General features: G+C 46.8%; 9 protein-coding genes. 4 read left to right on the top strand and 5 right to left on the bottom strand.

Going from position 1 to position 12,609, the window contains the following annotated elements:
* Positions 1-40: 40 nt before the first annotated feature.
* On the bottom strand, positions 41-2,740 hold the full coding sequence (locus tag ACTHMC_RS27955; RefSeq protein WP_440418374.1) for a family 78 glycoside hydrolase catalytic domain: 2,700 nt from the start codon (positions 2,738-2,740) through the stop codon (positions 41-43).
* 166 nt (positions 2,741-2,906) lie between these two features.
* Here ACTHMC_RS27955 and ACTHMC_RS27950 point away from each other — a divergent pair, with 166 nt between their 5' ends.
* The 3 genes from ACTHMC_RS27950 (at position 2,907) to ACTHMC_RS27940 (ending at position 5,261) form a co-directional block, all read left to right on the top strand.
* Entirely contained in the window at positions 2,907-3,482 is a 576-nt protein-coding gene (locus ACTHMC_RS27950; protein WP_440418373.1) for a hypothetical protein, read from the top strand.
* A 30-nt stretch (positions 3,483-3,512) separates the two neighbouring features.
* Positions 3,513-3,788 (top strand): hypothetical protein, encoded by a 276-nt coding sequence (locus ACTHMC_RS27945; RefSeq protein ID WP_440418372.1) that lies wholly within the window; start codon positions 3,513-3,515, stop codon positions 3,786-3,788.
* Positions 3,789-3,938: 150 nt separating this feature from the next.
* Positions 3,939-5,261: a DEAD/DEAH box helicase gene (locus ACTHMC_RS27940; RefSeq protein ID WP_440418371.1), complete on the top strand. Its 1,323-nt coding sequence runs from the start codon at positions 3,939-3,941 to the stop codon at positions 5,259-5,261.
* Positions 5,262-5,271: 10 nt separating this feature from the next.
* Here ACTHMC_RS27940 and ACTHMC_RS27935 read toward each other — a convergent pair whose 3' ends face one another.
* Entirely contained in the window at positions 5,272-8,088 is a 2,817-nt protein-coding gene (locus tag ACTHMC_RS27935; RefSeq protein ID WP_440418370.1) for an FAD-binding and (Fe-S)-binding domain-containing protein, read from the bottom strand.
* A 163-nt stretch (positions 8,089-8,251) separates the two neighbouring features.
* Here ACTHMC_RS27935 and ACTHMC_RS27930 point away from each other — a divergent pair, with 163 nt between their 5' ends.
* Complete coding sequence (locus ACTHMC_RS27930) at positions 8,252-8,881, top strand: hypothetical protein (RefSeq protein ID WP_440418369.1); 630 nt, start codon at positions 8,252-8,254, stop codon at positions 8,879-8,881.
* A gap of 45 nt (positions 8,882-8,926) precedes the next feature.
* Here the strand turns inward: ACTHMC_RS27930 and ACTHMC_RS27925 are convergent, their stop codons facing one another.
* The 3 genes from ACTHMC_RS27925 to ACTHMC_RS27915 all read right to left on the bottom strand — a co-directional run.
* Positions 8,927-10,243: a TlpA family protein disulfide reductase gene (locus ACTHMC_RS27925; protein WP_440418368.1), complete on the bottom strand. Its 1,317-nt coding sequence runs from the start codon at positions 10,241-10,243 to the stop codon at positions 8,927-8,929.
* Positions 10,244-10,245: 2 nt separating this feature from the next.
* Complete coding sequence (locus ACTHMC_RS27920) at positions 10,246-11,583, bottom strand: RagB/SusD family nutrient uptake outer membrane protein (RefSeq protein WP_440418367.1); 1,338 nt, start codon at positions 11,581-11,583, stop codon at positions 10,246-10,248.
* A gap of 41 nt (positions 11,584-11,624) precedes the next feature.
* Positions 11,625-12,609, bottom strand: a 985-nt coding sequence (locus ACTHMC_RS27915) for a TonB-dependent receptor domain-containing protein (RefSeq protein WP_440418366.1), incomplete at its 5' end; no start/stop codon positions are given.

Here is a 12,609-nt window from a genome sequence, read left to right as displayed (position 1 = left end):
TTTTTATGACCAGTAATTTACTTAAATGCTTCCAACTGTTTTATTTTACTTCAATATACCAATTGCCCGGTCCCAACCTCAATACATTGCCTGGTGACTGCAGTTTGATACCCTGCACCTGTTCAACAGGCTTCCCATCAACATAGAGTTTCTTTACCCCATCCGCAACCGGCAGATGCAGCATGGCATGGCTGTTGCCGGGGATCTTTGCATGATAGACTAACCTGGCACCCTGTTTTTGCCAGCCTGAAATGATCTCTCCGTACGGCCCTTCATGCGATGCTTCAAATGAGTTCAGGCCCTGTACGAAATTGGGCTTCAGCACCACCTGTTTGAAACCGGGTTCTGTTTCTGAAGGAAAGATTCCTGCCAGTCCCTTGAAATACCAGGCGCCGATCTCACCGAACATGATATGGTTACGCGAGAGGTCCTGCCCTGCATCGATCTTCCAGTTTTCATACAGGGTGGTGGCACCATTCATGATCCACCAGCCCCAGGATGGATATTCCTTTTTTGCGGCCAGCTGATAAGCCAGCTCTGCATATCCGTTCTCACTCAGTGCATTCAAAATAGCTTTTGAGCCAAGCAGGCCTACATCGATGCGCACACTGTCCTGCTGAACGCGGGAAGCCAGCCGTGCCGCCACTTTTGCTCTGTAATGTTCAGGCACTATCTGCCAGTACAAGGCAGTACTGAGTGCTGTTTGATTACCATCGGCATAGTTTGCCTGTGTACTATCGAAATACTTTTTGTTGAAAGCCTGCTTTATGCGCGAGGCGAGTGCAGTATATTTCTTCTGATCGTTTTCATTCCCGAAAAGTTTTGCCGCCTTACTGAGGATCATTGCATCTGCATAATAATAAAGCGATGAGGTGAACATTACAGGTGTTTTGGATTTTACCGGCACCCAGTCTCCCAGTCCCCAGGCAGTGAGCCCGTCATCACTGATAGCCGTGATATGATCCACATACCGTTTTATATGTTCATAATTGTCTGACAGGATCCGGCTATTGCCTGTGAAGAGATATACATTCCAGGGGATAATGGCGATGGTACTGGTCCAGTCGGGGCCATTGCCCCATTCATATCCCCAGCCACCGGTTGGGATGATGGAAGGCAGCACACCATTGGGTTGCTGTTCATCGCGATGATCCGCCATCCATTTTTCGTAGACGGTAATTCCATCGAAATTATACAAACCGGTTTCGATGGCGATATGCGCATCGCCTGTCCAGCCATTCTTTTCTCTCTGCGGGCAATCTGTAGGGTATCCATACAGGTTAGCCAGGTAAGAAGCATTGGTAGCAGCCCAGATCTTATTCAGGATAGAATCGGAGGACCGGATACTGCCCACGGGTGGCACAGCACTGTGCATGGAATAGGCCACCAGGTTTTCGCGGGTAATGTTTAAAGGCTTGTTGCAGGTCAGTTCCACATATTGAAATCCTTTGTAATTGAACTTCGGCCGGAACACTTCACTCCCATTTCCTTTCAGGGTATAAATATCAGTCTGAAAGGGATCGGATCCATCTGCCGGTCTGTAATGCACAATGATATTGGCCTGATCCACGCTTCCATTTTTATGCAGGTCTTCCCCATGTTTCAGTTTTACCACGGTGCCAGCCGGGCCGTTCACCGTCAGTTCAGTTACACCGGCAATATTACGCGGGAAGTGGAATACATAAACAGTATCATTCAGCTTCACCAGGCTGCTGGCCTGCAAAGTGTCAACATCTTTAATGGGAACGGTCTGCTGGGCTACAATATTAGTGGAGGGCGCTGCGCGGTAGCTCGCCTGTTTCCATTCTTTATCATCAAATTTTATGGAATTCCATCCGGGTTGTTCTTTTGTGGCGTCATAATGTTCTGCGGTGTAAATACTGTTGAAGACCAGGGGGCTTAAAGCAGTTTTCCAGTCCCTGCCGGTGGACACTGTTTCGATATTTCCATCTTCATACTCCACACGCAGGTCCAGGCAGAAAGCCGGACGGTTCCTCCAGGGCGCTTCGTGGAAATTCCACACGGCGGTAGACTGGTGATTGTACCAGCCATTGCCAAGCAATACTCCAATGGCATTGTTCTCCTGCTGCAAATATTTAGTTACATCATAGGTGACGTACAGGTTACGGCGGTCGAACCGGGTGTACATGGGATCCAGACGATGGTCCCCTACGCGTTGCCCGTTGAGGTAAAGCTCATACAATCCGGCTACAGCAATATACGCGCGGGCCGTCTTGATTCTTTTTTTTGCGATGGAGAATTGTTTCCGGAAAGCGGCTGCCTGTTTCTCGTTTATACCTTTACCATCGCTGATCCAGCTTCCCTGCCAGTGCTGCTGACCGTACATCCCCGTTTCAAAATATGCCGGTTGCCGTGAAATGTAGAAAAGCTTTTCATCCACATACAATTTCACGGAGTAATAATAACGCGTGAATGGTTGCAGGGGCTTGCCAGTGTATTTACCAATATTGAAGCGGCTTTTGATCCGTCCGGATTTCCAGAGCCTGCCTTGCTTTGCCTCATCAGGTGTTGCACCGATAAGGATCTCATACGCCACCTGTTCTTTACCATTGAGACCTGAGGACTTCCAGGTAAATACCGGTTGCAATGCATCGATCCCAAGAGGATTTTCAAGATGCTCACATCGTAACTGGTGCAGGAACGGAAGGGACTGCCCGTTGGCAGGTGCATATTGCATCAACAGCAAAACAACCAGGTTCAGGAAAGAATATCGCAGCATACGGCTAAGGATAGATTTCAAATGAGATAGCTAATATACTATAAAATGATGGGCCGTTTCATCCTGTTGTTCTTGCGATTCCGCTGCCATCGCCCGCCTTCCATACAGGTATAACATACGCCCTGCCCTGCTCCATTTTACTTTTGTGCTTCAAAATTTAGTTTATATGAAGAGAAGTTTTTCAGTTGTGCTGATGGTATTGGGACTGGCATTTATGGCATGTTCCTGCTCAAAAAAGGATAAGGAAGATGGTAATTATGGAAACAATCCCAGGACCACCGTTCCGGATGACCTGGTAGGCTACTGGCTCACGGGCTCCACATCGATCGGCAATTTCTGGGGATATGATGGCAGTTATGCCGGTGCGGCCTATGAACTGGCCAATGGATATATGCTGTTCAAAGATGGACGTGCCCGTGAATATTTCTACTACACCAGCACCACTTACGGATGCAGAAGTCAGGTGCTTGGTTACAAAGAAGGCACGGTAGAAGTGGATGTAAACAAAAAAACCTTTACTTTTTATCCTGCCAGCGGGAATTACAGATCGTATAAAAGCTGCGGCGGTACAGACAATGGCAAAACAAAAACATATGGGGCCGATGAACTTTATCCTGAAAAGAAGACCAGTTACAAGGATATCGATTTCAAAAAAGAGAATGGCGTGATCAAATCATGGCATATCTATTATCCTGACAACTCTTCACTGGATTTCACGAAGAGCCAGGAGCCGCAGAAATAACACAGAAATATTCATACCACGCAGGAGCTTTTGAACCTCGGCGCCGATGCGCTTCGTAAAGCAGCCCTCAACCTGGAGGCCAGGGAGTTGGTACTCAGCAATCCGGCGCTGTACCAAACGCTTCTCAAAGCGGCCGACCGTTACATCGGCGGAGAGAATCTGGGCGAAACCGTTCAGAAAGTGAGCAGTCAGGCTGCGTTGGGATACAAGACCAGTCTCGGGTTCATGGGCGAAAGTATTAAGACCGACCGGATTGCGGAATATCCGTTGAACCTGTTCCGTGCGGTAGCTGATATTGTTGGTTAAAAAATATTTCACTGTACTCAGGGGCTGACATTTTTTGTCAGCCCTTTTATTATCGCTGTACCCAGTCGCTAGCGTCCCCGCGAGTGACTGTTCCCCGGGCTTTTTAGCTACCCTTTAAGGCCTTCACCGGATTTGATGTACTTTTGCCGGATGCAAAAGACTTCCTTTTCAATTGAGAGTGCCCTTTCCAACTTAAATATCAGTGAGCTGAACCCCATGCAGCAGGCCAGCCTTGAGGCTGATAAAACAGCCAGCAACCTGGTATTACTGGCTGATACAGGCTCAGGAAAAACACTTTCATTTCTCCTTCCCATTGCACAGAAACTGCACAGGCAATCCACCCATACCCAGGCCATGATCATTGCCCCTTCCCGGGAACTGGCCCTTCAGATCGAGCAGGTGTTCAAGAAAATGGGCACGGGTTTCAAGATCACCTGTTGTTATGGTGGTCACCTGAGGGAGACGGAAGAGAACAACCTGAAACAGGCGCCGGCACTGGTAGTGGGAACCCCCGGAAGACTGGCCGATCATATCCGCCGCGGCAATATCAATACTGCCAATATCGAGACATTGGTGCTGGATGAATTCGACAAATCACTGGAGCAGGGTTTTGAAGAAGAGATGTCTTTCATCATTGGCTCACTGCCCGCGCTGAAAAAGAGAATTCTCACGTCTGCAACAGAAGCAGTGGAAATCCCCACCTTTGTAGGGCTTCAGGACCCGGTAGAGATCAATTTCCTCACAGGGGAAAAAGCAGCCATGCTGGAAGTACAGTATCTGAAATCCGGCGACCGCGATAAATCGGAAACACTTTTCAACCTGATCTGCGCGCTGGGCAACCGCTCCACCATCATATTCTGCAACCAGCGAGAGTTCGTGGAAAATGTCAGCGCATTCCTGAAAGATAAAGGGATCACGAATGTGTTCTATCATGGAGCTATGGAGCAGCGCGACCGCGACAGTGCGCTCTGCAAGTTCCGCAACGGCAGTTCAAACGTACTGGTGACCACTGACCTCGCTGCACGCGGGCTGGATATTCCGAATATCCGTTACATCATACATTACCAGCTCCCCGATACCCAGGAAACTTATACGCACCGCAACGGACGTACGGCCCGTATGGAAGCCAGCGGCACTGCCATCCTGATCCTGGCGCCACAGGAATACCTGCCTGCATATATTACACCGGCGCCGAAAGAGATCACATTGCCTGAAACTGTGGAACTGCCACAGAAACCAGTCTGGACAACCTTCTTCATCGCCGCAGGAAAAAAAGACAAGGTAAACAAAGTGGATATTGTAGGCTTCCTCACCAATAAGGGTAAGTTGAAAAAAGAAGATATCGGTCTGATCGAAGTGAAGGATTTCTTCTCTTTTGTGGCCATCAGGAAATCAAAAGCAAGCACTACCCTGCACCTTGTTCAGAACGAAAAGATCAAAAACAAGAAGGTGAAGATCGATGTGGCGAAATAATCCATCCGCCTTACAAACATTCATGCAATAAGTAAACGATGCTTTCGTAATTCTTTCCTGTGGCTTCCGACAGTGCCATCTCGCATGTTTTTGAACTGGAGTAATATCCATCATAACTGCATTGGTTCACTTCGGCCGCTTCATGGGCAGTTGCCGATTTTGTGAGCTCTGGAAACAAGAACCCGCGGTCACCCGCCATTCCGCAGCAACCTGCATGCAGCGGCACTTTCACATCATTTGCCAGTTGCCTGGCCACTGCCAGAAAACGACCCTCCTGTTTTGTTTTCTGCAGGGTGCAGACAGGGTGCAGCACTATGCTGTTCTTTTTATGGCTCAGTTGTACACGGGGAAGGATATGATCGGCAATCAGATCGATACTGTCGATGATCTTCATGGCATCGAATCTTCGTTTATTCTCTTCCGTTAGATTCGGCCGGCAGGTTTGCAATGTATGGGTGCAGGAACTGATATCCAGCACAACAGGAGATGCTCCGTTATTAGTGCTTTCCCAGAGTTTAGCGATGGTTTGATTGACCGTGTATTCATAAGCTGGTGCAAATCCTTTGGAAGAAAAGATCTGGCCACAGCAGGAACCGTTGATATGCTCAGGGATGACCAGGTTCAGTCCACTTTTTTCCGCTACTTCCATAAAGATCTCAGCCATTGGTTTCTTGCTGGCAGCTGAGCCACCCATTTTACGGGTGATGCAGGTTGTGAAATACACCACCGTATCTTCACCCGGCTTCACTGTTGCTGATAATTGATTGATGGAAGAAGGCTTGAGCTGATTGGACCATAGCGGTACGCCCGGCAATACTTTCTTCATCCCTTTCGTCAGTTTCACCATGGCATTCCGGCCAAGGATCCTGTTCATGAAATTAGCCGATTTGATAGCGGCGCCCACCAGGGAGGTGGTAGCGCCGAAGTTCTTAGCCACATTCATAGCAACAGCATTGGCGAACTTACTATGATTCTCTTTCCGCAGGCGTTTCACCAGCATGCCGGTATTGATATCTACCGGGCAGGCCTCAGCGCATAATCCATCTACCGCGCAGGTTTCCAAACCATCGTACCGGTATTGATTCAGGAGCTCCTTGTATTCAGCGGTTTGTCCGGACTCTCGGAAAAGTTTCATCTGCCGTCTGGCCACGATCCTTCTGCGGGGTGTCATGGTGAGGTCGCGGCTCGGACATTTGACTTCGCAGAAGCCGCACTCGATGCATTTATCCACTTCCTCTTCCACTTTGGGCAAAGCTTTCAGGTGCTGGATATGCGCATTTTTATCATTGCTGATCAGCACGCCGGGATTCAGCAGGTTGGCAGGATCTACATGCTGTTTCAGGGTTTGCATAATGCCGTAGATCTCAGTCCCCCACTCTGTTTCCACAAACGGCGCCATATTACGGCCGGTGCCGTGTTCTGCCTTCAACGCCCCGTCATATTTTCTGGTTACCAGTTCCACCACATCTCTGATAAAAAGATCATATCGTTTCACTTCTTCTTCGCTGTTGAAATTCTGCGTCACCACAAAATGGATATTTCCATCTTTGGCATGACCGAATATGATGGCATCAACATAACCATATTCCAGGAAAAGTTTTTGCAGGTCGAGGATAGCATCACCAAGCTGGACTACAGGAACGGCAATATCTTCGAGGATAACGGTGGTACCACTTTTGCGCATGGCGCCTACAGAGGGGAACATCCCCTTCCGGATCTTCCAGAGGAAGGCCTGTTGCGCAGGATCAGCAGAAAATGAAGGTGGAATGGCAAATGGAAATCCATTCATTATTGTTGCGAAAGCATCCAGTTTATGCTGCACTTCTTCTTTGCTGTTTGCCTGGTATTCCGTGAGCAGGGCTACACCGGAAGGTGGCAAGGCCGCCAGGATCTCCGGTATGCCAGGCAGATGGGCCACGGAACGAAGCGAGGCATTGTCCATCAGTTCCACTGCTTCTGCACCCGATTCAATGAGCGGGGCGATAGCGAGGCAGGCTGTCTGGATATCGGAGAAACAGAGCAGCGCGGTGCTTTTTTCGGGATAGTCGGGCACCGTTTGCAGCACCACTTCGGAAATGAAGCCCAGGGTGCCTTCCGCGCCTACCATCAGGTGGGCGAGGATGTCAAGCGGATGCTCATAGTCGATAAGTGCATTCACGGAATAGCCGACCGTATTCTTTGTTTTATATTTTTCCCTGATACGGTTATGGAGCTCCGGATTCGTCTGAATTACATTTCTGAGTGATTGTATGGAGCCGGCCAGTACCGGATTTTCTGTGCTAAAGCGATCATAATCTTCCGGTTTTTCAGTGGAATAGCTGAGCCCGTTGGGCAGCATGAACCGCACATATTTAATAGTGTGATAAGCATTCTTCTGAACGCCGCAGCACATACCACTGGCGTTATTGGAAACGATGCCGCCGATCATAGCAGACTGGATGCTGGCGGGGTCCGGCCCTATCTTCTTTCCATATTTCCGGAGCATAGCATTCACCATACCACCAGTAATGCCGGGCTGCACGCGCACCTGCGCTCCCTGTTCTTCTATTTTAATTCCATTCCAGAACTTACTGAGGTCAACCAGGATGCCATCTGTGATGGACTGTCCGGATAAACTGGTACCGGCCGTTCTGAAAGTCAGTGGAATTTTATGCTGATGGGAAAAATGGAAAAGGGATTGAATTTCCTCTTCAGACGCCGGGTTTACGACGGCTTTGGGCCTGAGATAATAAAAACCGGCATCAGCCGCGAATGATACGAGATCAATCAGTTTGCATTTGATTCGTTCAGCAGGAAGGATCGCCTGAAGGGCTTCTTCAATATTCATGACGGCTCGGATTTTGGCGTGAAAGCCAGATTTGTTTAATAGTAGATGGTTGACCGGATGCGAATATACGCCATTCTCCATTTTTGTCGGATTTGTTCAATCAGCCCGGTCCCGGCCTCGATAACTTCGATGGACCTTTAATGGAACAATCAAACTCAGTCACATGAAAATTTACATCACATTTATCACTATTACATTACTGCTGTACCTGCCTGCCATCACACAGATTCCTGTGAATTTCAAAATGGTGAATGCGCATATCGGCAGCGGCGGCGAGCTGGTGATCAAAGCTTCTGCCACTTCCTCGAAGGAGGATTTCAATTTTCTGGCCGGCAACTGGATTATGGAGAATAAAAGGCTCAAATCAAGATTAAGCAATTCTACAGAATGGGTGGCATACCATTCTACTTCACAGAATATGGGAATTATCCTGAATGGCCTGGGCAACCTGGATTTCTTCCGCACGGAGTACAACCAGGTGAACGATCAGCCATATGAAGGTATAACGCTTCGGTTATTCAACCCTGTTACGAGGCTCTGGAGTTTATACTGGGCGGATAGCAACCTGGGCGTGCTGGACCCGCCGGTGGTGGGATCATTTGAAGGGAATATAGGGACGTTCTATTGCAGGGATACATGGCAGGGGAAGCCGATACTGGTGATGTTCCAGTGGGATAAGACGGATCCGGAAAATCCGGTGTGGGCGCAGGCTTTTTCGGCGGATGAGGGTAAGACCTGGGAGATGAATCTGACGAATGTATCGCACAGGGTTGGTACCCGCGATGACTGGTGAGTTTTAATAAAGAGGGTGGCCTGGAATCCGGGCCACCCACGATTACTATTTGTCTTTGATGACGATTACTTCGATTTCTCGGTATGTTTCATCTATTCTTACATTGTATGGCTTCAACAGCCTGTTGAGATTTTCCAGGTCTTTAGGGTCACCTTTCAGAATGATATCCACTTTTTTTTCTGTATCTCCTTCGATGGTGAACAATTGCGGGACACTGAGATCTTCGAGGTGTTTTTTCAGAACATCAAAAAGATATTTTACAGGCTTATTCTGAATCGAGATCAGCGTATCCGAAATGGAAGATTTACCTGGTTTGTCTGACACTTGCTGATTGGAATCCCAACTGCTGACCAGGTGAAGAAATTTGATCCTTTTTCTTTGCACTACAGCTTGTATATTAAATTTCCTGCCGAAGAAAACATTCAGTTCATCGAACATCCACTCGCCCATTTCTTCTCTCGTAGCATTTTCATCAAAAAGTTGCAGGCAGTATAGGTTATTCCGGCTCCATGTTTCAATGAGGTCCGGATTTCGAGGTCTATGAGAGACTTTTTTATTGGTACTTTCTATCACAACAGGAAGATGAGTCCGGCTGCCAATCTGCAAAGCGTAATTATACAATTCCACTATACTGGTATTGGAGAATAAAAGCTCAGGCACAGGATTTACATTACCCGAATTCATAATTTTTCTGAGACCGCCTGCTCCCGGCGTGTAAGGAGCAAAAGCAGCAAACCTCATTGGAAGGAGCATTGAATCACTTGCCTGAACAAGTCCTTTATGAGATTTAACTTGCGAATCCCAGTCAAAAAATTTCACAGGCACCAAATCCAGCGCTTTACCGTCAAGCACTTTCTGGATATTAGCTGAATTTACGTTATGAGGATAGGTTTTTGCTACCACCTTGCCGGACGGATCGACCCAGACATGCAGCGGAACGGCAGAATGTGGAAACAACTGCTTCCAGGTACTATCTCCGTTGGAAGCCGGCAAAGTAGAAAATCCAACATTCTTTTTGAATAGCTTATTATCCTTTGCCTGCTCGTTCAACTTATCCATATTGGCCCAGGCATTCACCAGTATAATTTTCACCTTATCACCAAATTCTTTCTGTAATGCTTCCATTTTTGGAAAGCCGTCAATGCAGGAGGAACAACCAAGAGCCCAGAAATCAAGCATCAGCAATTTACCTTTAAAGTCCTGAAGATTTGATTTCTTAATTACATCATTAATCAGGGTAAAACTGAAGGAAGGCACCTGATCTCCTATATTCAATGCCTTGTATGGTTGAGCCTTCAATTGAAAGAAGGTCAGCAATAATAATGATGCTACAATTATTTTTTTGAATTTAACGTATTTCATGATCAGCGGGGATTTTGAGGAATGTTTGAGAATTCAATTACGTTCAGCGGGATAGCCAGTGCATAACGGGGATCATTCGGAGGAAGGCTGATAAACTGTCCGTTAACTTTACGGGTTAAAACAATGTTCGCTCCTTCTTTATTGAGTCTTTTGATATCCATCCAGCGTAAGCCGCTGAAAGGAAACTCCTTTCTTCTTTCAGTCAGAATCAACCGGAGGGCAGCTGGGCCATCAGTTGCATCAACTGGAATAAAAATGTCGTCATCGTAACGGTTCTTCAGCAGATAATTCAGATCATCCAGTGCCTGATCCTTATCTCCCCTCCTTGCAGCACACTCAGCTTTCATCAACACCAGTTCATTGACAGCTGTTCCACTCCACAGGAGCTGATTACCGGAAAACGATCCTTTGAAAACATAAGGAGCCGCATTGCCTCTGAAGAAGATCTTTTTTCTAAGATCTCCATCGACATATAACGCATATAGATTCGAATCTACTTTTGCTCTTGTTATGTTCATCAGTTCATGCGTTGGCATCACCGAACTATAAATAATCTCAGGATGTGTGTACTGTGGCGCAAAAGTAAAATTGGCAGCAGTATTCATTGTATTAAAATCGCGCAACATGCTCTTTATCTGCAATGCCTTTTGGGTATAGTAACTGCAACTATCATACTGTCCCATATACAGGAAAGCCCGCGCAGCAAAGGAATAGGCTGCAGGTTTTGATGGCCTCAATACGTGAACCGGGTTCTTTGGCAGTAAACGCGCAGCAGCTTCCATATCTGCCAGCACCTGATCATAAGAGTCCTTTACACTGCTGCGCACAAACTTTTCATCAAGTCTGGTAGTAAATCGCAATACAATACCCAGATCAGTACCTGAAGTGGAAGGATCATAAGCATTTGCAAACAAGCCCAACAATTGAAGGAATGATTTACCACGTAGAAAGAGAGCCTGGCCTTTAATATCGTCCCATGTAACTGCATTGGCAGATGTCCGTTCTATCTTTTCAAGATTTTCCAGCACTGTATTGGCTAGATAGACAATATGATATGCATATCCCCAGTCATGTAAGGATGAATTATCTGCATATACAAAGTAAGGTTGCCAGGTATACATATTTCTCCCGGGGGCTGTTAAACTGGCTAGATCCGCATCATTCAGGTAATAATTATCTGCGCTCGCATCCCCTCCGTTGACATCTTTATTGTTCACGTTGGTAGTAAGATCCATCAGGGCCTGACAGTCTGTAAGCGTTGAAATAATAACCAGCAGGTCCTGGGACTTTTCATCCAGGTATTTTTTGCATCCGGTGGCAGCCATTGCAAGGAATACCAAAAGTATACAATGCCATTTTTTTATTTTCATGATCTTACTTATTATTTAAGTGTGATATTCATGCCCAGATTAAACATTGCCGGCGTTCGTATTCCGGTATTATCCGGATCATCCATATCTTTTGCAGCTTTCCATAAAATGCCAGAATTGCTGACATTGGCACTGATAACAAGTCCTTCCACGGGCAAATGGCGTAATGCTTTTTTATCCAATGACCATGATAAACGCAGGAACTGAAGGCGAATATGATCTCCTTTACGCACCTGAATTTCTGCATTATTGTAAAAAGTGTCCCAGATCCCGTTCTGGGCATAATCGAGCACCGGAACATTTGTATGGTTTTCGTCTCCTGGCTTTTGCCATCTCTGGTAAAAATCGCTGTGTCCGATTCCGAGTGTAAAAAGATCTTCGTAACTGATGGAGGGGCGCTTAACAAAATAATTTAATCTGTATTTTATTGATACGGTTAGCGCAAAGCTCTTCCAGCTGAACGAATTTGTAAAGTTGCCTTCCACCGTAGGAATACTTGAACCCATAAACCTTAGTTCTGTGAATGGAGCTCCGCTCGTGATCTTATTATAGCTTTTACTTTTTTCTCCATTAAAGAAGCCTGTAGGCTCTCCTGTCTGCGGATCCAGACCAGCCCATCTGTAGGCAAAGAGAGATTGGAGAGAATAGCCCTGCAGCGGAACTCTGCCATTCGCATTATATCCAATCCCAGAACTTGGAAAGCCAAAATATTTAATCAGTTTATCCTTGCTATGATTGACAATAATGGATGACGTCCATTTAATTTTTCCTGTGATGATCCGGCCTGTCAATTCCAGGTCAAGGCCAGTTGTACGCAGCTTGCCGACATTGGCCGTAATACTACTCCGGTTCAATCCTAAAGTCGGGTCTACGGGCAAGTTGCTGTAAAGATTACTGGCATTCTTGCGGTACCATTCTACAGTACCACTAAACCTTCCGTTTGATGATGAAAATTCAATGGCAGTATTGAACATGGCTACAGTTTCCCATTGAAGC

The organism is Pseudobacter sp., from assembly GCF_051955275.1.
Taxonomy (GTDB): Bacteria; Bacteroidota; Bacteroidia; order Chitinophagales; family Chitinophagaceae; genus Pseudobacter.
Note: the sequence above shows the minus strand (reverse complement) of the source record. Positions and strands in the feature narration are given on the sequence as shown.